Below are 22,452 nucleotides of genomic sequence, written 5' to 3'. Positions count from 1 at the left end.
AATCCTCCCGCAGTTCTTATGTTCTCGACGATGTGCGACGTGACCGCTCACCCTGGCGGCTTCACAGGCGAAATCGTTCCGTCCGCTTCCAGCATGGCAATCTCGTCGGGCAGCAGCCCGATCTCGGCCAGGACGTCGCGCGTGTGCTCGCCGACATCAGGCGGATCGTAGCGGTTCGGCAGCCGTTGCCCGTCCAGCGACACCGGCAGCACCGGCGTCTTGGCGCGACGGCCGTCGGGCATGCGGATCTCGGTCAGGCCGCCCGATGCGTTGAGATGCGGATCGTCGAACAGGTCGCCGGGCTTGTTGACCGGCGCGTAGGGCAGCTCGAGCCGCTCCAGCACCGCGGCGAGATCGTCCCTCGCCCACGTCCTGAAGATCGCGGCGATCTCGGGGATCAGCCAGCCGCGATGATCGACCCGGCCCTGCGCGGTGGCGAAGCGCGGATCGTCCAGCCATTCCGTGCGCTCGAAGGCGCGGCAGAACGCCACCCATTGCTCCTCGCCGACGATGGTCACGAACAGCTTCGAGCCGTCCTTTGTGTCGAACAGATCGTAGACCGGCCACGGGCTGTCCTTGATCGAATAGGGGATCGAGGGCTGGCCGGTGACGACCTCGTACATCATGGCCTGCGCCATCAGGAACACGTTGTTCTCATACAGCGCGCTCTGCACGTAACGGCCACGCCCGGTGCGCTGACGCTCGGCCAGCGCGGCCTGGATCGCGATCACCCCGAACATGCCGCCCATGATGTCGTTGACCGAGGCTCCGGCGCGCATCGGGCGATCAGGCAGGCCGGTCATGTAGGCGAGGCCCCCCATCATCTGCACGACCTCGTCGAGCGCGAGGCGGTTCTCGTAAGGCCCCGGCAGGTAGCCCTTCAGCGAACAGTAGATCAGCTGCGGGGCGACCGCCGCCACGGACTCGTAGTCGAGCCCAATGCGCTTCATCAGCCCGGGGCGGAAATTCTCGATCAGCACGTCGCTGCGCGCGATCAGCTTGCGCGCAACATTCTGGCCCTGCGCCGTCGACGTATCGAGCGCGATGCTGCGCTTGTTGCGGCAGTAGGTGGCGAAAAAGCCGGCCGCCGGTCCCTTGAAGGAACGGGTGCGATCGCCCTTGATCGGCTCGACCTTGATCACGTCGGCGCCGAGATCGGCGAGGATGAGTCCGCAGCTCGGACCCATCACCATCTGGCTGAACTCGACGACGCGCACGCCCTCGAGCGGCCGAAGCGGAGCGTCGTGCTCTCGGGCCGCGCCCATCACGCTGCCCTCCGCAGCACCTTGGGGATGCCGGCCTCGTGCAGATGGCCGGTGAGGTGCTTCGGCGCGATGTGACGGGCCAGGATCTCGCGCGTGAGCATCAGCCGGTCCAGATCGATCCCGGTCGATAGACCCATGCGCTCGAGCATGAACACGAGATCCTCGGTGACGATGTTGCCGCGGGCGCCCGGCGCGAACGGACAGCCGCCGAGCCCGGAGACCGCGGCATCGAAGCGGCGGATGCCGGCCTCAAGGCCGGCGACCGCGTTCGCGAGGCCGGCGCCGAGCGTGTCGTGCAGGTGCAGGCGCAGCGTGATATCCGGCCCGATCTCGCGCCGGACGGCCGCAACGACCTGCTTGACGAGCGTGGGCGTCGCGTAGCCGACGGTATCGGCAAGACCGATCTCGTCGGCCCCCGCCTCGACGAAACGGCGCGCCAGATCGCAGACCGCCGCCTCGCTGACATCGCCTTCGAGCGAGCAGCCGAACGAGGTGGAGATCGCGCCCATCAATTGCGGCCGCTCGGCGGCCGGCCGGGCATCGATCGCGGCGCGCACGGCATGGAAGGCTTCGACCTGCTCGGCGACCGTACGGCGGACATTGGCGCGGTTATGGGTCTCGCTGGCCGAGATCACAAAATAGATGTTGTCCACGCCTGCGGCGATGGCGCGCTCCGCGCCCTTGAAATTGGGGACCAGCGCGCCGATCCTCGTCTCTCGATGAGACAGCGCATGGGCCATCACCGCATCGACATCAGCGAATTGCGGCACGACCTTCGGCGGCACGAAGGAGCCGGCATCGATCTCGCGCACCCCTGCGGCCGCGATGGCGTCGATCAGCGCGCACTTCGCTTCGGTCGGCACGAACATGTCGAGGTTCTGCAGGCCGTCGCGCGGCGCGACCTCGCAGATATGGACGTCCGGCTCACGGATCATTGGCGTTGCTTCCCCGTCGCTCGCTTCTCGATTGTACATTTTTCATATAAAGAACAATCCGGCCGACGATCTGTCAAGCTGAAAGAGGTTTCCTCGGCATCATGACCGATTGGGACACATCGCCCTCCGCTGCACGGACGGGCACGACCGACCGCGCCGAGCAGCTCGCCGGCCTGATCCTGGCGTTCGCACGCCGCGAAGGCATGAAGGCCGGGGACCGCCTGATCGAGCAAAGGCTGGCCGATGCGCTCGACGTGTCGCGTGCGCCGATCCGGCTCGGGCTGAAGGCCCTGGAGGCGGCGGGGCTGGCGCGGGGCGAGCCCCATCGCGGCTTCGTGCTGACCCAGAACCCGACGAGCGGTGCGGCACGCCCGACGCTCGCCGCGGTGAGCCGCGCCGAGCAGGCCTATGCGGACATCGCGGCCGACGTTCTCGACCGGCGCATCGAGGCCGACGTCACCGAGGCCGAGCTGATGCGCCGCTACGAGCTGAGCCGCACCGAGCTGCAGCGCCTGCTCGATCGCATCGCGGCCGAGGGCTGGATCGCCCGCCTGCCCGGCTATGGCTGGCGCTTCGCCGAGACGCTGTCGAGCCCAGAAGCCCAGGACCAGGCTGCGGCCTTCCGGGCCGTGATCGAGCCGGCAGCGATTCTGCAGCCCGGCTTCGGGCTTCAGCAGGACGTCATCGCGAAGCTTCGCCAGCATCAGCAGCGCGTACTCGGTGGCGAGCTCGACAAGATGACGATCGGCGAGGTCTATCAGTCGGGCTGCGAGTTTCACGAGGAGATCGCGCGCGGCGCCCGCAATCCGTTCTTCGTCGAGTCGCTGCGACGCGTGAACTCGATCCGCCGCCTGTTCGCCTATCGCAGCTTCGCCGATCGAGATGGCATGCGCCGGCACGTCGAGGAGCATTTGCGCCTGCTTAATCTGCTCGAAGCAGGACGTAATCAAGATGCCGCCGAGCTGATGCGAAGTCACCTTCAGCGTCCGCTATCATCGCGCTTGCCTTGAGCTTTTTGGCTCCGCGGCATGTAGTCGGAGCGGAACAGCAAGTAGCAACTTCTGAGCCGTTCGATTGCGATCCCTGGAAGGAGTAACAGCCGGCTATGGGCCGCAAAGGGGAAGCAAGCGTTCGAGGCGGACCCGACGACATACGAGGGGACAGATTGAAGTGTGCCAGAAGTTCGTTGTGATGCACGCCGAATAACACTTTTGAGGTTTTTCTTTTGAGCTTCTGTAGCGCGCAACGATAGTGGTAATAATGTCAATTATGGCTACCGGCACGGCGTTTCCTGATCTCCGCACCAAGTTGATTCATACCACGATCAAGCTGCTGGCCGAGCAAGGTCCGGCGGCCGTTCAAGCTCGGTCCGTGGCCAATGAGGCTGGCGTCTCTACGATGGCTGTTTACAGCCATTTCGGAGGCATGCCGGAGCTATTGCGCGCAGTTGCCGATCAAGGGTTCCGATATCTGGCCTCTGCCTTTGAGGGGACGCCGAAGACCGATGATCCCGTTACAGACGTCTTCCGTTTGGCGTTGTGTTACCGCGACGTGGCCCGGCAGAACCCGCACCTCTACGATCTCATGTTCGGGCTATCAACTCGAGGAGCCTATCGGGCGATCGAGTATGATCCTACTCCGCTGTCTCGCTCGGAATCCCCTGCATTTCAAGAAGCCTTTGGCCATGTGGTTCGAGCCGCGACTCGTCTTATCGAGGCTGGCCGGATCCGCGACGATGATCCGAATGTCATCGCGGTACAGCTGTGGGGCTTCGTTCACGGGTTCATTACCCTCGAATTGGCTGGCCTCTTGGCTCGCTTTGATGACAGCGTCGAACAGATACTTTTCCCGATGGCAATAAATATGTTGGTTGGCCTCGGCGACACGCCGGAACGCGCCGTCACCTCCATGACGCCATGCGTCAGGTGAGGGCATCCGCTCTCTGTTGATCCTTACGCCCGTTCCCTGAAACGAATAGGGACATTCAGCACTCCTTGCGTCTGCACTATAACGATGTTATTGTCGGTTAATAACATCGTTATGGCTGCTCAAGCAGTGACGCCAGCATCTGAACTGGCGCTCGTAACAGAGGGAGGATTTGTATGGCTGTATCAGTTCTGCCTGATTCGCCTCAGGGCCGGTCGACGCCGCTTGTTCGGCTACCAGCAATTCCGTTGCGCATCTGGCTGCTCCGCGCCATCGCGCTGGCGCTCCTCCTGGCTGCGTCCCTTGATGGGTTCGCGGCGATTATGGCGGGGATCGCGTATTACAAAGGAGCCGGGAATTCTGAGATTGCTGCAAAGCGCATCGCGCTGCTGAACGCCGCCGAAGCCGGCCAAGCCGTGGATACTCCCTCAAAAGTCGAGGAGTACGCTGGCAGCACGGTCGCGCTGGTGGGATCGGTCAGTTCGTCCACTTATGCTTATGGCAAGGAGAGCATCGCCGAGCATCTCCTCGTCTACAATGTCATGAGCAAGGAAAAGGCCGCAATGCTCATGGTCCATTCCTTGCTGGGCGGCGTATGCATGCTTTTCGGCGGCCTGCAATTCTGGCCCGCTTTTCGCCGCCGCTTTCCCAAGTGGCACCGCATATCCGGTGGCATCTATATCGTCGTACTGCAGGGCACGATGATCACCGCCATGATCCATCTTGTGCGCACGTCGGTTGCCGACACGCTGGATCATCTGTTTTTCTACGTGGGACTGTGGGGCCTGGCCCTGGGCATATCGTTCAGCCTCTGGATGGCCGTACATGCGTTGTGGCGCAAGCAGATTGCCAACCACCAAGCCTGGATGTGCATAAGCTACGGGCTCTTGCTGAGCACACCCATCCAGCGTTACGGCTGGCTGCTTTTTGGAGCGCTGGATCCGGGCATCCGCTTTACCGAAGCAAATTATGCCGTCACAGGGGTGCTGATCCCCCTTTCTTTGACGGTCGGCTACCTTCTGTTTACGATCAACCGCTGGGTGCAGCCGGTTCGCCGGGCCGAGTCCGCAAGCATGACTGCGGCTTCCGAAAAGCGCGCGCGTCTTGCACGCAACCTCGTGCTCGTGAGTTTCCCTGCCCTCGTCGCCGCCGCCGCCATTGTTGTTCAATACTACATGGTGACCCCCGCGCTGGAGCAGGCTTTCAGCGCCCGAGAATTGGTCCCGGCGGGTGTCATCCACCTTCATGACACCGTGATTGCAAGCGATGTCGTAAGCCGCGCGACGTTTGCTCTGGCGACGTTAGTTGGTTTGTTGAGCGGAGCGCATCTGCTGTGGATCGCCTTCGTCCGACGGCAACCGAAAGGTGTTCTGGTTGCGTCGTCCTGGGCGTTGGCGTTCTCCGGCGCCGTCGCGGGAATTGTATTGATGTACTGGGGCCTGCGGATGGGTATGCCGAGCTTCGCTACCCTTGCAGGCGGTTCGATGCACATGATTGGAGGAGCCGCCACTCTGTTGTTCGCGATTCTGCTTGCCTTCGCCTTGCGCCGCGGAGAGGTGGCCTGGGTCAAGGAATGGGGCGTATTCGTCCTCGCCTGCATCGCGGCTACGCCCACCTTCTACTTTCTACTGCCCGTTATGGGCGCGTCCGGATTTGACGCACAGTGGGTGAGGGAGGGCCACATCTTCCGCCTGGCCCTCGCTGGCCAATGGTTGGTGGCGATAATGGGCGCCTTCATCTACGCGGCCTATGGACAAGCAACCCAAAGCAGACTGGCTCGCTGAAACCGGAGCCGCGGTGGCCATCAAGGGCGGGGACGAGTCTTCCTCGCCCACGCGCCGCGACGTGCAGAGCCCGACCCGACGAGTCCAACTGGTGCGATAACCAGAGGGTTTCTCCTGATAGGAGAGGCCACCTACAAAAAGGAGTGATGTCAATGCCAACCTATTATTGCTCCAGCATCGAGGGACGCCTTTCGGGCAGGCAGAAGAGTGCGATTGCGGCTGAGATCACGCGGATCCATGCGGAGGTGACGGGAGCGCCGACCTACTTCGCGCAAGTCATTTTCGACGACGTGAAAGCTGAGAACTACTTCATGGGCGGCGCGCCACTGACGCATGACCAGGTGTTTGTCTACGGTCACATCCGAGGCGGGCGCGCTGCGATCGACAAGACACGAATGATCAAATTGATGGCAGAGGCCGTCGCGGTTGCCGCCTCTGCCGCGGATCACCGCAGCGTATGGGTATATGTCGGCGAGCTTCCAGCGCGGCAGATGATCGAATTTGGTCACGTACTGCCAGAGGCCGGCGATGAACCGGCGTGGACGGCCAATCTGCCGGCAGCGGATCGCGATTTCATGCAATCCGTGGGACCGCAGACAAAGGGCAAATGACAGAAGGGCGGCAACGCCCGCGCCGCGGTTAGCTCGTCGGCAAATAGCGCTCGGACTGCCTGCAAGAGGCTGGCGATTCGATACGCGAAAATGTCAATCAGGGAAGGTCTTCAATGCGTGGCTATACCCGATTCGACATCGACGGCGCTGGGTGGAACCGCTTGGTGGCAACGCGATCCAGGTGATCAATCCCGCCGGCGAGCAGCCGGCAGGACTAATCACTCTAGGAGCGGCTGCGGACGTAGATCGCGCTGTGAAGGCCGCGCGAACGCATTTGCCAGCGTCTCCCGCGGCAGCCGCCAGGAACGGATCGATATCCTTTCCAGAATTTTGAACGTGTACGCGAGGTGTCATGCTGATCTCGGCGCCGCTCGGCAGCAGGTCCCAGCAACAGACCCGGCGGTCGTTGCGCGCACGGTCGGAGATGAACGCGCGGCGCCGGCTCGTCCAGTCCGTAGTAGTTGAGCCGAGCCCTCGCATGGTCGTTGAGGGGAACTCATATCGTGGGCGAGCCTTTCGGCGGCGACTTTGGTCGTCCGAAGGAGCCAACCGAAGTCGGTATGGACGATCAAAATCGAGAGATGTGGCTTGGCTGCGGCGCGTAAAAGCGTGAACGTCTGCTCGCCACCGGTCGGACCCGAAGTAGTTCTATAAAAGAATTGAAATCAGCTTTCGAAGGCGAGCCTCCAGGAGGTACGGTGGCTCAGGGGGCAGCGCACGCATAATCGCGGGCTGCAACAAGTAGATAGTTCAAAGATGACTTCATTTTTCGCTTTTTCGGCCGAAGCGAGCGTGCGCCTAGGTGGTCGTGAGCTTGAGCGGATGGGTCCCGCTCTGGCGATCGAGGGGAAGACTCGGGCGGCTTGACTAGTTCCAAAAAAGAACGTTAGATTGGCGAGGAACGACGGTCGATCAAGGCCGCGCTTTGTTGGATCGTGCCACTCGGGCATGCAATCCTCATTTTTGGGAGGAAGTGATGCTGGGGCTCTTCAGGTCTGCTTTCGCGGTGCTGCTTCTGGCGTTCGGGTCATCGGCTTCTGCTGCCGATATGCCGGGGATCACGCCAACGGAGATCAGGATCGGGGGCATCTTTCCCTTTAGCGGTCCTGCTTCGTCGATCGGTCTCGTTGGTCGAGGGCTTCTCGCGTATGTCCAGTCGATTAACGACCGCGGCGGAGTAAACGGCCGAAAGGTCAACTACATTGCGTATGACGATGCCTATAGCCCACCAAAAGCGGTTGAGCATGCGCGAAGGCTCGTCGAAAGCGATGAAGTGGCCTTCATGTTCAGCCAGCTCGGCACGCCCGGCAACTCGGCCACTGCAAAGTATCTGAAGTCGAGGGGCGTGCCGGCGATCGGCATCGTCTCGGGATCGAACAAGTTCACGAATGTGGCGGAGTTTCCGCTGACGACGACCAGTCTGGTCAGCTTCGACACCGAAGGGAAAATCTACGCCAGGTTCCTGACCAAGACGCTGCCGAACGCGAAGTACGCGATTCTGTATCAGAACGATGATCTCGGAAAAGACTACCTCAACGCTTTCAAGGGGGTCCTTAAAGACGAGTTCGACAAGAAGGTCGTCGCAATTGCCTACGAGGTCAGCGAGCCGACGGTGGATTCGCAGGTGGTGAGTCTCAAGAGTTCGGGCGCCGAGGCATTGTTGGTGGCTGGTACCCCGAAGTTCGCGGCGCAGGCAATCCGCAAAGCTGCCGAAATCGGTTGGAAGCCGATGATCGTACTGAACTACCCATCAAGCTCGGTTGGCGCCACGCTGAAGCCCGCAGGTCTCGACAATTCAATAGGCGTCATCGTTGGAACGGTGGCGATGGACCCGACCGACTCGCAGTGGGATAACAACGACGGAATGAAGAACTTTCGAGCATTTGTCGCGCGGTATTTGCCCGGAATCGATATTGCCGACACGAACTATCTGTTCGGGTATACGCAAGGCATGCTGCTCGAACGCCTGCTCAAGCAGTGTGGGGACGATCTGTCGCGCGAAAACATCATCGGGCAGGCCAAGAACCTCAAGAACGTCGCGCTTTCCACGCTGCTGCCTGGGATCACGGTCAATACAAGCGACAAGATCAACATGAATTTCACGCAAATGAGGCTACAGCGCTGGACCGGAACGCGGTGGGATCAATTCAGCGAGGTTCTCGATGCCAGCTCGGAGTGATGAGGTTGGTGGTGTCTCGCTAACGCCGGTGGCGTCAATCGCTGCAGCTGAAATGAGGTTATCGTGAAAGGATTGATGCAGAACCAGCCTTTGCTACTGTCCTCGCTCTTGAAGCATGCGGAGCGCGTCCATTCGCGGACGGAGATCGTTTCGCGCACCGTGGAGGGCTCGATTCATCGCTATACGTATGGGGATGCGGCGCGTCGCACCAGAAAGCTTGCCGATGCTTTGACCCGCCATGGGATCTTGCAGGGCGATCGTGTCGCAACTCTTGCCTGGAACACGTTCAGGCATTTCGAGATCGAGCATGGCGTCACGGGAACCGGTGCAGTATGGCATGCGATCAACCCGAGGCTTATCCCGGATCAGATCAGCTACATTGCTAATCACGCCGAAGACAAAATCCTGTTCTTCGACAGCTCGTTTCTTCCCCTCGTGGAGAAGCTGGCGGCCGGGCTTTCCTGCGTGAAGATGTTTGTCCTGATGGCGGATCGAGCCGGCATGCCAAGGACGACGCTGCCGAATTTGCTGTGCTACGAGGAATTCGTGGACTTGGGAAAGGAGGAGTTTGAATGGCCGGTATTCGACGAACTTTCGGCCTCCTCCCTGTTCTACACGTCGGGGACCACAGGCAATCCCAAGGGCGTTCTCTACTCGCATCGATCGGATATCCTGCATTGCCTCTGCATCTGCGGTGCGTACGCAATGGGCATTGCGCCGCGCGACACGCTTCTGCCGATGACCCCGATGTTTCACGCGAACGGGGCCTGGGGCCTGACCCATGCAGCTCCCATGGTCGGTGCCAAGCTGGTCCTGCCAGGACCCAAAATGGACGGCGCCGCCATTGCGGAGTTGATCGACAGGGAAGGCGTGACCATGACCGCCGGGGTCCCGACACTCTATTCAAACCTACTCCAGTACTTAGAGTCCAGGGGTACCGGTGCTGGGACGCTCGAGCGCATCATAGTTGCCGGTTCGGCGCCCGCGCCCAGCCTGATCGAGGGTCTTGAGCGCCTGGGCGTCTCGGTCAACCATCTGTGGGGCATGACTGAGACGAGTCCTTGCGGTACGTCTTCGCAGCCGTCGCGACGCACGGCGAGCCTTTCCCCGCAGGATCGGCTTCGACGCAAGACCAGCCAGGGGCAGCCGATCTACGGCGTCGACATCAAGATCGCTGACGAGCGGGGCAGTGAGATGCCACGCGACGGAAAATCCAGCGGCCGATTGATGGTGCGTGGACCGTGGATCATCAGCGGTTACTACGGGGAGGACAAGCCGCTGCTGGAGGACGGCTGGTTCAATACCGGGGATCTCGCTGTGATGGATGATGATAATTACATCCAGCTGACCGATCGCGCCAAAGACGTTGTGAAGTCAGGCGGTGAATGGATTTCGTCCATCGACCTGGAAAACCTGGCGAAGGGATGCCCGGGAGTCACGGAGGCGGCCGTGATCGGCGTTCCTCATCCGAAATGGGAGGAGCGACCGCTGCTTATCGTCGTGCCGACATCCGGAGCGACCGTAACGGCGCAATCGATCAGGGCCTATCTGGACAACAAAATCGCCAAATGGTGGATGCCTGACGATATCGTCTTCGTTGACGCGCTCAGCTATGGCGCGACGGGCAAGATCCAGAAGATGGAGCTGCGCCAACGCTTCTCAGGGCATTATTCCGCGCCAGCGCGAGGGGACAGTGCAAGAGTGCCACAGGGCACTTCAGCGCAGAGCAACGCATCGTGATGCGAACCTCATCGAGCCGTCGCCAGTCCCCGCCGAAAGGCAAACGCCCGGGATCACGCTGCTTGTCTGCGGGTCCTTGCCTTGCTCGGCTTCTGTTCGGGAGAGGCCTTCTCGAGCTTCCCGCGCGCGCCGGGGCCCGGATGGGTATGAACTTCCTTCGCCGACAGCGGTTCGCCGCATTCCGAGCACACCATTACGGGATCGAAGACCTTGCCGCATTTCTTATGCTCATGCAGCAGAGGTCGCCCGCGTTCGTCGACCATGTGCGTGTCGCCCCAATGGACGAGCGCCATCATGATCGGATAGAGATCGAGGCCCTTTTGCGTCAGGATGTACTCATGGCGCTTGGGCGAATCCTGATAAGGAATTCGCCGCAACACGCCGTTCCGCACCAGCTTCTTCAGCCGCTCGGCAAGCAGATGGCGCGTGATCCCGAGCGCAGACTGGAAGCCTTCAAATCGTCGGGTGCGCAGAAAGCATTCGCGTAAAATCAGAAGGGTCCAACGGTCGCCAATTACACCTATGGTTCGCGCCAGTGAACATGGCTCTTCCTCGAGGGCATCCCACTTCATTCGTACTTCTCCACTCTTCCAGCGACGGGTCGCTCGAATCGCCAACGCAACCGTCTTTTCAAGAACCATTCTAGATAGGGACTACGTTCCAAACAACCTCTAACCGATCTGGGCCAAAATAGCAGAAACTGCCAGTTTATTGACAGTTCGTTTTTAGAACTGTATGAGAGTTGGCGATACGGTTCGTGCGGACCAAACATGACCACTTCAACAATGCCTATGCGGGAGAGGCCGGCGTGACAGCTCTGAAGGTTGAATTCCAGTTCGATTTCGGCAGTCCCAACGCCTATCTGGCGGAACGCGCAATACCTGGCGTCGAGCGACGGACAGGCGTGAAGTTTGATTATGTGCCGATACTTCTCGGCGGCATCTACAAGGCGACCGGCAACATGTCCCCGGCGGAGTCGCTGCACGGCATCAAGAACAAGCCCGAATACATGGCGCTCGAGACGCAGCGCTTCATCCGTCGCCACAACATCACGACATTTCGGCAAAACCCGTTTTTCCCGGTGAATACGCTGATGCTGATGCGCGGTGCGGTCGCCGCTCAGTTCGAGGGTATGTTCGAGCCGTATTTCCGGGCCGCTTACCATCACATGTGGGAGGATCCGAAGAAGATGGACGACGTCGAGGTGTTCCGCGCGGCTTTCAAATCCTCAGGGCTCGACATCGACAGGCTGATGGCACGAGCTCAGCAGGACGACGTCAAGAAGAGGCTCATCGACCTGACCACGGATGCGGTCAACCGCGGAGCATTCGGTTCGCCGACGTTCTTCGTCGGCAAGGAGATGTTCTTCGGCAAGGACCAGCTCCGGGACGTCGAGGAATCGATCGTCGAGCAGATGCGACAGCCTGCCGCCAGCATTGCGTGACTCGAAACGCAGCACGAGATAATGCGCCTGGCCGAAGGAGTTGGCGTAATGGCCGGAAGAACCAGCCAGGAGAGGGGAAACGTCATGCCAGGGCCGCTTAGCGGAGTTCGTGTGCTCGATCTGACCGGTGTGGTATCAGGTCCGTTCGCGACGATGTTTTTGGCCGACCAGGGCGCCGACGTGATCAAGATCGAGCCCATTGGTGGCGACATCACCCGCCGCAGCCGCGCCACCATCGACAAGCGCGGTGAGTTCTCGGCGTTGTTCATCTCATCAAACCGTGGCAAGCGTTCGCTTGCGCTCGACGTCAAGAGCGAAGCCGGTCGCGAGGTGCTTGCCAAACTTGTCGCGCAATCCGACGTGCTGGTGCAGAATTTTCGGCCCGGCACGATGGAACGCCTCGGGCTCGGGGCCGCCGAGTTGCGCGGCCGCTATCCGCGGCTGATTTACGTTTCCATCAGCGGCGTCGGCGAAACCGGCCCTTATGTCAAGAAGCGCGTCTACGATCCGATCATTCAGGGTCTCTCGGGGTTCGCCGACATCCAGTCGCAGCCCGTGACCAACCGGCCACAGATGATCAGAACCATCGTTTGCGACAAGACCACGGCCGTCATGACGGCACAAGCGGTTGCAGCAGCGCTCTATGCGCGAGAGAAGACCGGACGAGGGGATCACATCCAGGTCGCGATGCTGGATGCAATGATCTCCTACCTCTGGCCAGAAGGTATGATGCAATACACTGTGGTGGGCGCCGAGGCTGCTGCGGCCGATCCCAATGATCGCCCCGACCTCGTGTTCAAGACCAGCGACGGCTACATCACTTGCGGTACTATCTCGGATTCGGAATGGCAGGGGTTTTGTCGGGCGACAGGTGATCCGGAGCTTGGCACCGACCCACGTTTTGCGACGCCGGCGGCGCGTTCCGTCAATGCGACTGCTCGCATCAACAAGATGGCTGAATACATCGCGCAGCACAACACCGCCGAATGGCTGGAACGGCTCGATGCAGCGGACGTCCCCTGCGCGCCGATCCTGCGCCGTGGGGAGATCATTCACAACGAGCAGGTGATTGCGCGCGATCTCATTGCCGAGTTGGACCAGCCCAGTGTTGGTCGCATTCGACAGCCCAAGCCGGCCGCTCGCTTCGAAGTCAATCCGGCTGCGATCGGTGGCCCTGCCCCCCGAATCGGCGAGCATTCGCGCGAGATCCTGGGTGCGCTCGGCTATGACAATGCCGCAATCGAGAAGATGGCGACCGAAAAATCGGTCCGGATCTCGGGTTAAGCCGGCGGAGCTTTTGGCAGCACCGGCGTAATTGGAACGAGCGGAATGTTAGCTTCCTGGCCGAGCCGATAGGCAGGCCGGGCGTGGATGCGCTCCAGATAGGGCAGGGCGTTATCGCAGACGCCCACCTCATAGGTGATCGCCCATTCGAGACACGTGGTCAGCAGGATATCGGCGCTGGTGAACTGATCGCCCATCAGGTATCGGCGTCCATCGGCAAGCGCGACCTCCACATGGCGCAATTGCTCGCGGAAATACTCGCCTGCCCTGGCGACGACTTCGGGAGCAATGCCGTAGATGGTGCCAAGCCCATCTGCCCGATGGCGCCGCATTACATAGAGGCTAGTGGAATCAAGCTCTGCAACGATGAAGAAGCACCATTCCAGCCAGGCAGCATAGTCGCGCTGCTTTTCTGGGATCAGCGCCCGGTCCCGCGTGGAGTAAGTGCGTGACAGGTACGCGACGATAGCGGCACTCTCGCCGATGCAGAAATCGCCGTCCTGTAGCAGCGGGACCTTCTGCCGCGGATTGAGCGCGGTATATTCCGCCGTCTTGGTTTCCCCAGTACGCGGCCCGATCGGCTTGCTCGTGTAGGCGAGATCGAGCTCGTACATCGCCCAGTGCGCCCGTACGGTCCGGCTGGTGCCTGCTCCCCACAGCGTCAGATTCGGCATGGTGTCCATCTCACCATTTCTCCGCGGAAGGACGGAGGTCGAGTTCATGTGTCCAGCCATCTCTCGTCTGCCCGTGCGCGAACCAATAGGCTTCCGCGATCGATGATGTTTTCGTCAGGCTATCCGGTGGAATCTCGCTCGCCTCCATGCCTTTAGCCGCCTTCATGCGGGCATGGATCGCCGGGCTGTCGACGCCGGCATCGATAATGAGGTGCACCACGTGGATATTTTTTGGGCCCAATTCCCGGGCCATTGACTGCGCGACAGCGCGTAGACCGAATTTCGCGCTGGCGAAGGCCGCATAGCCCGTTCCGCCGCGGAGGCTGGCGGTCGCGCCGGTGAACAGGATGCTGCCCCGACCGCGCGATACCATGTAGCGTGCGGCCTCGCGGCCGACCAGAAATCCGGCGTAACAGGCGAGTTCCCACGCTTTAGAGAACAGCTTCTCGGTTGTCTCCAGTAAAGGCTTGTTGACGTTCGATCCGGCGTTGAAAAGGCAGACCTCGATTGGCCCGATCTCCTTCTCGATGCGCGCGAATATTTCCTGAACCCCGGATTCCTGGCGAGCATCGACACTAAAGGCGTGAATCCTGTGACCCGCCGCTCTCAGCTCCGCCACAAGCGCCTGCGATTTTGCTGCCTCCCGCCTGCAGATACAAACGGTATATCCGCCCTTCGCAAAGCGGCGGGCGACGGCCGCCCCGATCGCGTCGCCAGCGCCGACAAGTATCGCCACTCCGCGGGCTCTCGCCATCTCGATTCCTCCCGATCAGTTCTTATTTGAAACGGTTTAAATAGACTGTGTCGACGATGCTGTAAACGACGTATGCGAGTGATAGAACCAGTTTCGATGCACAGGCCAGATAAATCAATCTGAAAATGTCGATTGACTAGTTCTAAAAAAGAACGTTCAATCGTCGTTAGATGCGGTGAGTGAGCGGGCTGCCGGCGCTAAGCCAAAGACGCCAGATCTAGCCTGATCGGAGGAAAAGCCATGCAAAAGCGGAGCGCGACCGTCGCTGTGATCGGCGCCGGTGACTATATCGGTGCCGAGATCGCGAAGAAATTTGCTTCGGAAGGCTTCACGGTCTTCGCCGGTCGCCGCAACGGCGACAAGCTGGAGCCCTTGGTCAAGGAAATCGAGAAGGCAGGGGGCGAGATTCATGCGCGTTCGCTCGACGCGCGCAAGGAAGATGAGATCGTTTCATTCCTCGGCGATGCCGACAAGCACGCTCCGCTCGAGGTCTGCATCTTCAACATCGGCGCCAATGTCAATTTTCCCATTCTCGACACCACTGAACGGGTGTTCCGCAAAGTTTGGGAAATGGCGTGCTATTCCGGTTTTCTCGCGGGGCGCGAAGCCGCGCGGCTGATGCTGCCCCGCGGCAAGGGCAACATCTTCTTCACAGGCGCGACCGCCAGTCTCCGCGGCGGAACGGGCTATGCGGCGTTCGCCAGCGCAAAGTTTGGCCTTCGCGCGGTTGCGCAGGCGATCGCGCGCGAATTGGGCCCCAAGAACATCCACGTCGCGCACCTCGTCATCGATTCCGGCGTCGATACCGAATGGGTTCGCCAGAGACGGATCGAGGCGCTTGGGCCGAATGCACTGGACAATCCCGACCTGCTGATGCCCCCAGCCTCCGTCGCAGAATCGTATTGGCAGCTCTATCAACAGCCCCGCAGCGCGTGGACGTTCGAGATGGAAATTCGACCGTTCGGCGAAAAGTGGTAACGAGGCCTTTCGATGGAGCTTAAGCTTTCGAAAGAGGATGCTGCTTTCCGCGATGAAGTGCGTGCATTCATCGTGGAGCACTATCCGCAGGAAATGCGGGTGCCGAACCCGGAGACTGACCTGACCAAGGAGCAGACGCTCCTTTGGCATCGCATCCTCTACAAGAAGGGCTGGATCGCGCCGCTGTGGCCGAAGGAATATGGTGGGCCCGGCTGGTCGATCACGCAGCGCTTCATCTTCGAGCAGGAAACCAGCCGAGCCGGGACGCTGCCGCCTTTGGCATTCAGCGTCACCATGGTCGGGCCCGTCATCTACACTTTCGGTAGCAAGGCGCAGAAGGAGAAATTCCTGCCGCGCATTCTCTCCGGCGAGGACTGGTGGTGTCAGGGCTATTCGGAGCCCGGCTCAGGATCGGACCTTGCGTCGGTCAGAACCAAGGCCGTACGTGATGGCGACCATTACGTCGTCAACGGCCACAAGACCTGGACGACGCTGGCGCAGCACGCCGACTGGATCTTTTGCCTGGTGCGGACCGACCCGGCGGCTAAACCGCAGGCCGGCATATCCTTTCTCCTGATCGATATGAAATCGCCCGGCGTGACCGTGCGCCCGATCATCACCATCGACGGCAGCCACGAGGTCAATGACGTCTTCCTGGAAAATGTCCGCGTTCCGATCGAAAACCTGATCGGTGAGGAGAATAAGGGCTGGACCTACGCAAAATTCCTGCTCGGAAACGAGCGCACCAGTATGGCCGGCATCGGCCGTTCGACGCGCTACCTGGATCGGCTGAAGCAAATCGTGAAGGCCGAGATTCCCGAAGAAGATCCGACGTATCTCGAATTCGTACGGGATATCGCACGGATCGAGCTGGACGTGTTGGCCTTGGAAGCAACCGAGCTTCGCGTGGTGGCACAAATGGCCCGCGGGATCGATCCAGGCGCCGCCGCGTCGTTGTTCAAGATTCGGGGTACGGAGATCTTCCAGAACATCACCGAGCTGACGCACCGGGCAATCGGTAATTACGGTCTGGCGATCCGGGAGCATCCCGTCAGTGCCAACCGCTTCATGCCGGGCCCGGCCTACGGTCATACTGCGTCCGAGAAGTACCTGAATTCACGCAAGCTCTCAATCTACGGCGGATCGAACGAGATCCAGCGCAACATCATCGCCAAGGCCGTGCTCGGACTTTAGGCCGAGCGGAGTACGGGGGATCGGATGGATATTCAGTTCACAGAAGAGCAGGCACTATTGCGGTCCAGCGTGCAGCGGCTTCTGCGGGATCGATACGACTTCGAAGCGCGTCGCAAGATCGTAGCCAGCGAAGAAGGCTTCAGTCGCAAGCACTGGGCCTCGTTCGCCGAACTCGGCCTGCTTGCCGCACCTTTTTCGGAGGATGCGGGCGGCCTCGGCGGTGGCCCCCTGGCGACCATGATCGTGATGCAGGAATTCGGCCGTCACCTCGTGGTCGAGCCATTTTTGGAGACGGTCGTTCTGGCCGGCGGCCTGATCGAGAGTGAAGCCTCGCCTGCACAGAGGGATCAGTTCATTCCCAACATCATCTCCGGGAAATCAATCTGGGCGCTGGCCTGGGCCGAAAAGGGCTCGCGCTACGATTTCGCTGACGTCACCACAACGGCGCGCCGCGAAGGTAGTGACTATGTCCTGAACGGCGAAAAGGCGGTCGCGATCGCGGCCCCCTGGGCGGATTACCTGATCGTCTCAGCACGCACCTCGGGCCACCGTCTCGATTCGGAAGGCGTCAGTCTGTTCATCGTTGATCGTCGCGCCGCCAATCTTCACCTGCAAGGCTTCAAGACGATCGACGGCCGCCGAGCGGCCGAGGTCAGCCTCAAGGACGTGCGCGTCGGCAACGATAGCTTGCTAGGCGAAGAAGGAGGGGGCGCTGGCGCGCTAGAGGCGATTTCCGAACGCGTCATTGGCGCGCTGTGTGCCGAGGCCGTCGGCGCGATGGCCGAATTGAACTCGGCGACGCTGGAATACACCAAGACGCGAAAGCAGTTCGGCGTGGCGCTCGGCACCTTCCAGGTTTTGCAGCATCGGATGGTAGACATGTTCATCGCGCATCAGGAAGCGGTGTCCCTGATGCAGCATCTCAACTTAGGTCTGGCGGCAAACGAATCGGGCCTATCGAGACTGGCGTCGGGAGCCAAGGCAAAGGTCGGCTACGCCGCTAGATTCGTGGCCGATCAGGCCGTGCAACTGCATGGCGGCATGGGCATGAGCGACGAGCTCAATGTCGGCCACTACTTCAAGCGGATTTCTTCCATCAACATCCAGTACGGCGATCCCGCATTCCATGTTCTGCGCTATGCGCAGACCGATGCGGCCGCTTAAATCAGAGGCAAAATATGACAGAAGCAGTCATCGTATCGACCGCGCGCACCGGGGTCGGGAAGGCCTACCGCGGGGCGTTGAACAACACCGACGGACCGACCATGGCGGGCCATGTGATCGCGGAAGCCGTCAGGCGCGCCAAGATCGAGCCCGGCGAAGTCGAGGACATCGTGATGGGTTGCGCGATGCAGCAGGGCACCATGGTTATGAACGTCGCTCGCAAAGGCGCGATCCGTGCCGGATTGCCGGTGACGGTTGCCGGCACGACCATTGATCGGCAATGCGCATCCGGCTTGCAGGCCATCGCGGTCGCCGCGCGCTCGATCATGCTTGACGGCGTCGATGTCGCCATCGGAGGCGGCATCGAATCCATCAGCCTCGTCCAGAACGAGTATATGAACAAGTTTCACGCTGTCGACGCCGATTTGATGGCGATGAAGCCGGAAATGTACATGTCGATGCTGGAGACCGCCGAAGTGGTCGCCGAGCGCTACAAGATCGGGCGCGACCGCCAGGATGAATATTCGCTCGACTGCCAGCGTCGCGTCGGAGCCGCGCTGCAGGGTGGGCGCTTCAGTGACGAGATCGTTCCGATCACGACGAAAATGGCTGTCGTCGACAAGGACACCAAGGAGATCTCCTACCAGGAGGTTACCCTGGCACAAGACGAAGGTCCGCGCCCGGAGACCACGGCCGAGGGCTTGGCCAAAATCAAGCCGGTGTTCGAAGGCAAGACCATCAGCGCCGGCAATGCCAGCCAGCTCTCCGATGGCGCGTCGGCTTGCGTAATCATGAGCGACAAGATTGCTGCAAAGAAGGGAATCCGGCCGCTTGGCATTTTCCGCGGCTTCGTCGCCGCGGGTGTCGAGCCCGACGAGATGGGTGTCGGGCCGGTGGCCGCGATCCCTCGCTTGCTGAAACGGCACGGCTTGCGAATCGACGATATCGATCTGTGGGAGCTGAACGAGGCCTATGCGGTTCAGGTGATCTACTGCCGCGACAAGCTGGGCATTGATCCGGACAAATTGAACGTCAACGGTGGGGCGATCGCCATCGGCCACCCCTATGGCATGACGGGCTCGCGACTGGCCGGCCATATCCTGATCGAGGGCCGGCGCCGCAAAGCGAAATTCGGCGTGGTGACGATGTGCATCGGCGGCGGTATGGGCGCGGCCGGACTTTTCGAGATCGTGCACTGATCGGAAACTGGAGGCTTACGTGAAGACAGCTATCACTGAACTATTTGGCATCCAGCATCCGATTATTCAGGGCGGCATGCATTATGTCGGCTTTGCCGAACTGGCTGCAGCGGTGTCCAACGCCGGCGGCCTTGGCATCATCACCGGCTTGACGCAGAAGACGCCGGAGCTGTTGGCCAAGGAGATCGCGCGCTGCCGCGATATGACGGACAAGCCGTTCGGCGTAAACCTCACCTTCCTGCCGACCTTTTCGGCGCCACCCTATCCCGAATACATTCAAGCCATCGCCGAAGGCGGCGTCAGGGCCGTCGAGACCGCGGGCCGCAGTCCCGAGCAATACATGCCAGCGCTCAAGGCGGCTGGCATCAAGGTGATCCACAAGTGCACGTCCGTCCGGCATTCGCTCAAAGCCCAGGAAATCGGGTGCGACGCCGTCAGCGTCGACGGTTTCGAATGCGGCGGTCATCCCGGCGAAGACGACATGCCCAACATGATCCTGTTGCCGCGCGCCGCCGATGAGTTGTCGATCCCATTCGTGGCCTCGGGCGGCATGGCGGATGCCCGCAGCCTGGTCGCGGCGCTGGCGATGGGCGCGGCAGGCATCAATATGGGCACGCGTTTCATCGCTACCAAGGAAGCGCCGGTGCACGACAACGTCAAGAACGCGCTGTTGGAAGCTACCGAACTCGACACCCGCCTTGTAATGCGCAACTTGCGCAACACCGAGCGTGTGTTGAAGAACAAGGGCGTCGATCGCCTGCTGGAGATCGAGCGTGAAAAGGGCAAGAGCCTGAAGATCGAGGACATCCTCGACCAGGTCGCGGGCGTCTACCCCAGGGTCATGATCGATGGCGACATGGATGCCGGGGCCTGGAGCTGCGGCATGGTCGTCGGCCTCATCCATGACATTCCAACGGTGAAGGAACTGATCGATCGCATCATGACCGATGCGGATGCGATCATCCGTCAGCGACTAACCGGCTTCCTCGACGCCGACGAAAATTCCGCCCGAAAGAGGGCTTGAGGCGACAGACGTCCGCTAACGAGGTGGCGGATTGCTGATGGTCCTGGGCCGGGAGGCTGCGTATCATGACCGATGGATCAATTTCGATTGACACCGGAACGGACGAACTACTCTGCTCGGTCCGAGATCGCGTTGCCATTATCACGCTGAACCGGCCCGAAGCGCGGAATTCACTATCGGACCATTTGACGCCGGCGCTGCGCCGGATGATCAGGCAGACTGGCAGCGATCCTGATGTCGGCGCTCTGCTGATCACCGGCGCCGGCACCGCGTTTTGCTCCGGCGGTGATGTCAAGGGTATGGGCACAAAGTCGTCCACGAGGCCCATGGCCTATGGAGACAAGGTCGTACGCCTGATGGAAGGGCAGCGGACGCTGACCGGGGCGCTTGTTTCTCTCCGCAAGCCAACGATCGCGGCGCTTCCGGGGCCGGCCGCCGGCGCCGGCCTTGCCATCGCGCTTGCTTGCGATATCCGGATTGCCTCCGAATCTGCCTTAATGACTACTGGTTATGCCAAGATTGCATTGACCGGAGACTACGGAATTTCCTGGCTGCTGACCCGGTTGGCCGGAACGGCGCGCGCGCGAGAGCTGATGTATTTGTCAGAACGGATCGATGCCCGCCGCTGCGAGGCGTTGGGCCTTGTCAACCGTGTAGTACCCGATGCAGATCTGCTAAGCGAAGCGTTTGTCATCGCAAGAACACTCGCGAATGGTCCGGCCCATGCGTATGCAGCGATCAAAGACAATCTCGATCTGGCGCTGTCGACAGATTTTGTGACATCGCTGGACCATGAAGCCAAAAACATGGTCATGGCGGCGGAGACTGCACAGCATGCTGAAGCCGTAAAGGCGTTCATCGAGAAGCGCGCGCCTGATTTTCGAGGCATTCCATGAAGACAGCAATTGTCATCGGAGTGGGCCCAGAGCGGGGACTGGGGGCCCAGTTGTGCAAGAGATTCGCCGCTGAAGGTTTGAGGGTGATAGTCGCCGGCCGTACGAAACTCGCGCTCGAGACGATCGCAAATGACATTACCTCATCGGGCGGACAGGCTCTCCCGATAGTGGCGGATGCGACGAACGAAGCCGATGTAGTCGCAATGTTCGACAGAGCCGGCGATGAACTCGATCTGGCGATCTATAATGCGGGCAACAACACACCCGGGCGTATTCTGGAGATGGAAGCGGGGTACTTCGAGCAAAGCTGGCGTGTCGTCTGCTTCGGTGGGTTCCTGTTTGGCCGCGAGGCCGTTCGCCGCATGCTGCCGAACAAGGCCGGCACGCTTTTGTTTACCGGCGCCAGTGCTTCGCTGCGCGGAAAAGCGGGGTATGGCGCGTTCAATTCGGCGAAAGCTGGCTTGCGGATTCTCGCGCAGGCCATGGCAAAGGAATATGCCAGCGAAGGGATCCATGTAGGGCACGTCGTTGTCGACGGAGCCATCGCCGGTGACAAGATCTTCAAGCGCATACCCGACGCAGCCCAGCGGGAGAACAGCCTGGTCAGTATCGAGGGCATAGTCGACGCATTTGCGTTCCTCTACCGGCAATCACTGCGAGCATGGTCGTTTGAAGTTGATGTCCGTACCTCCCAGGAAAGGTGGTGATCGCCGTCAAGCCGGTGCCTCATTCATGGGAGGCGGGCCCGTGGCCACCTGAAATTTCTCAGCGTCATGACGTGCAATTGCAAGCCGTGGCCTATGCTCCGCTTCACGGTGCAGGAAGGTGATGGACTACGAACTGGCGTTCGGATTCGTCACTAAGCGTAAAGGCGCGAACATGGCTGCGAAGGCGCGCGATCACATATTTGGCTACACGATTTTCAATGGTTTTTCCGCGCGAGATGCCCAGCTCATAGAGATGGCAGGCCGGCTCGGGCCGGCCAAGGGTAAAAGCTTTGATGGGGGCAATGTGTTGGGGACCCTGGATCGTCACGCATGACGAAATTGACGACTCCTACAAACTCAGGATGGAAGCTCGCGTGAACTGAGAACTTCGTTCTCAAGGTACCAGCGAAGGCGTGCTTTTCTCATTCGAGGAAATCATTGCACACGTCACCCTGGATGAGACGTTGATGCCCGGCGAGTTCATCGAGTCTGACACGGTTGGCAATGGCTGCGGCCTCGAACTCGGTGGTACCTCGAGCATGGAGAGGGCATTGAGCTCGAAGTCGAGAAGATCGGCATCCTGAAGAACCGCGTGGAACGCCGGACTGGTTGATATCGATGACGACTTGCAAAACGCAAGTCATCATGTATTGTGCCTGCAAGAGCCGGAGTGTGCATCTGCAGGTGAGGGGCC

General features: G+C 60.6%; 20 protein-coding genes and 1 pseudogene. 16 read left to right on the top strand and 5 right to left on the bottom strand.

What is annotated here, in order from left to right; all coding sequences use genetic code 11:
* Positions 1-47: 47 nt before the first annotated feature.
* Both QW863_RS22560 and QW863_RS22555 read right to left on the bottom strand, forming a co-directional pair.
* Positions 48-1,265 carry a CaiB/BaiF CoA-transferase family protein gene (locus tag QW863_RS22560; protein WP_315714189.1) on the bottom strand — a complete coding sequence of 406 codons (1,218 nt, stop codon included), beginning with the start codon at positions 1,263-1,265 and terminating at the stop codon, positions 48-50.
* Positions 1,265-2,200: a hydroxymethylglutaryl-CoA lyase gene (locus QW863_RS22555; RefSeq protein ID WP_315714190.1), complete on the bottom strand. Its 936-nt coding sequence runs from the start codon at positions 2,198-2,200 to the stop codon at positions 1,265-1,267. Before QW863_RS22555 ends, QW863_RS22560 begins: the two co-directional genes overlap by 1 nt.
* 101 nt (positions 2,201-2,301) lie before the next feature.
* Between QW863_RS22555 and QW863_RS22550 the strand changes: the two genes are divergently transcribed.
* The 6 genes from QW863_RS22550 (at position 2,302) to QW863_RS22525 (ending at position 10,440) form a co-directional block, all read left to right on the top strand.
* A complete protein-coding gene (locus QW863_RS22550; RefSeq protein WP_315714191.1) occupies positions 2,302-3,210 on the top strand; it encodes a GntR family transcriptional regulator in 909 nt (302 codons plus the stop codon).
* Between the two features lie 259 nt (positions 3,211-3,469).
* Entirely contained in the window at positions 3,470-4,129 is a 660-nt protein-coding gene (locus QW863_RS22545) for a TetR/AcrR family transcriptional regulator (RefSeq protein ID WP_315714192.1), read from the top strand.
* 173 nt (positions 4,130-4,302) lie between these two features.
* Positions 4,303-5,910, top strand: a complete 1,608-nt coding sequence (locus QW863_RS22540) for a DUF2306 domain-containing protein (protein ID WP_315714193.1) — start codon at positions 4,303-4,305, stop codon at positions 5,908-5,910.
* A 152-nt stretch (positions 5,911-6,062) separates the two neighbouring features.
* Positions 6,063-6,521, top strand: coding sequence for a 4-oxalocrotonate tautomerase family protein (locus QW863_RS22535; protein WP_315714194.1), 459 nt, complete (start codon positions 6,063-6,065; stop codon positions 6,519-6,521).
* 976 nt (positions 6,522-7,497) lie between these two features.
* Positions 7,498-8,700 carry an ABC transporter substrate-binding protein gene (locus tag QW863_RS22530; protein ID WP_315714195.1) on the top strand — a complete coding sequence of 401 codons (1,203 nt, stop codon included), beginning with the start codon at positions 7,498-7,500 and terminating at the stop codon, positions 8,698-8,700.
* Between the two features lie 63 nt (positions 8,701-8,763).
* Positions 8,764-10,440 (top strand): long-chain-fatty-acid--CoA ligase, encoded by a 1,677-nt coding sequence (locus tag QW863_RS22525; protein WP_315768664.1) that lies wholly within the window; start codon positions 8,764-8,766, stop codon positions 10,438-10,440.
* 53 nt (positions 10,441-10,493) lie between these two features.
* Here QW863_RS22525 and QW863_RS22520 read toward each other — a convergent pair whose 3' ends face one another.
* Positions 10,494-11,012 carry a helix-turn-helix domain-containing protein gene (locus tag QW863_RS22520; protein ID WP_315714197.1) on the bottom strand — a complete coding sequence of 173 codons (519 nt, stop codon included), beginning with the start codon at positions 11,010-11,012 and terminating at the stop codon, positions 10,494-10,496.
* A 245-nt stretch (positions 11,013-11,257) separates the two neighbouring features.
* Between QW863_RS22520 and QW863_RS22515 the strand changes: the two genes are divergently transcribed.
* Together QW863_RS22515 and QW863_RS22510 are read left to right on the top strand one after the other, a co-directional pair.
* Complete coding sequence (locus tag QW863_RS22515; RefSeq protein ID WP_315714388.1) at positions 11,258-11,884, top strand: 2-hydroxychromene-2-carboxylate isomerase; 627 nt, start codon at positions 11,258-11,260, stop codon at positions 11,882-11,884.
* An 84-nt stretch (positions 11,885-11,968) separates the two neighbouring features.
* Positions 11,969-13,168, top strand: a complete 1,200-nt coding sequence (locus QW863_RS22510; protein ID WP_315714389.1) for a CoA transferase — start codon at positions 11,969-11,971, stop codon at positions 13,166-13,168.
* Here the strand turns inward: QW863_RS22510 and QW863_RS22505 are convergent.
* The gene (locus tag QW863_RS22505) at positions 13,165-13,842 is read right to left on the bottom strand and encodes a glutathione S-transferase family protein (protein WP_315714390.1); all 678 of its coding nucleotides are present in this window, start codon (positions 13,840-13,842) and stop codon (positions 13,165-13,167) included. The two genes, QW863_RS22510 and QW863_RS22505, sit on opposite strands and share 4 nt — an antisense overlap.
* Positions 13,843-13,852: 10 nt before the next feature.
* Positions 13,853-14,596, bottom strand: coding sequence for an SDR family NAD(P)-dependent oxidoreductase (locus QW863_RS22500; RefSeq protein ID WP_315714198.1), 744 nt, complete (start codon positions 14,594-14,596; stop codon positions 13,853-13,855).
* A gap of 240 nt (positions 14,597-14,836) precedes the next feature.
* On the opposite strand from QW863_RS22500, the gene QW863_RS22495 reads away from it, so the two are divergent.
* From QW863_RS22495 to QW863_RS36020, 8 genes and pseudogenes are all read left to right on the top strand, one after another.
* Entirely contained in the window at positions 14,837-15,574 is a 738-nt protein-coding gene (locus QW863_RS22495; protein ID WP_315714199.1) for an SDR family oxidoreductase, read from the top strand.
* 12 nt (positions 15,575-15,586) lie between these two features.
* On the top strand, positions 15,587-16,768 hold the full coding sequence (locus QW863_RS22490) for an acyl-CoA dehydrogenase family protein (protein ID WP_315714200.1): 1,182 nt from the start codon (positions 15,587-15,589) through the stop codon (positions 16,766-16,768).
* Between the two features lie 24 nt (positions 16,769-16,792).
* The gene (locus tag QW863_RS22485; RefSeq protein ID WP_315714201.1) at positions 16,793-17,932 is read left to right on the top strand and encodes an acyl-CoA dehydrogenase family protein; all 1,140 of its coding nucleotides are present in this window, start codon (positions 16,793-16,795) and stop codon (positions 17,930-17,932) included.
* 14 nt (positions 17,933-17,946) lie between these two features.
* Positions 17,947-19,131: an acetyl-CoA C-acyltransferase gene (locus QW863_RS22480; RefSeq protein WP_315714202.1), complete on the top strand. Its 1,185-nt coding sequence runs from the start codon at positions 17,947-17,949 to the stop codon at positions 19,129-19,131.
* Positions 19,132-19,150: 19 nt separating this feature from the next.
* Positions 19,151-20,155, top strand: coding sequence for a nitronate monooxygenase family protein (locus QW863_RS22475; RefSeq protein WP_315714203.1), 1,005 nt, complete (start codon positions 19,151-19,153; stop codon positions 20,153-20,155).
* Positions 20,156-20,220: 65 nt separating this feature from the next.
* Entirely contained in the window at positions 20,221-21,051 is an 831-nt protein-coding gene (locus QW863_RS22470; protein ID WP_315714204.1) for an enoyl-CoA hydratase-related protein, read from the top strand.
* A complete protein-coding gene (locus QW863_RS22465; RefSeq protein ID WP_315714205.1) occupies positions 21,048-21,758 on the top strand; it encodes an SDR family NAD(P)-dependent oxidoreductase in 711 nt (236 codons plus the stop codon). Before QW863_RS22470 ends, QW863_RS22465 begins: the two co-directional genes overlap by 4 nt.
* A 106-nt stretch (positions 21,759-21,864) precedes the next feature.
* Positions 21,865-22,371 (top strand): annotated as a pseudogene (locus tag QW863_RS36020) (fumarylacetoacetate hydrolase family protein); the annotation flags it as partial.
* Between the last annotated feature and the right edge of the window lie 81 nt (positions 22,372-22,452).

Origin of the sequence: Bradyrhizobium sp. SZCCHNR1017, assembly GCF_032381375.1 — a bacterium.
In the GTDB taxonomy this organism is placed as follows: Bacteria; Pseudomonadota; Alphaproteobacteria; order Rhizobiales; family Xanthobacteraceae; genus Bradyrhizobium.
This window is presented reverse-complemented; position numbering and strand designations above follow the sequence as displayed.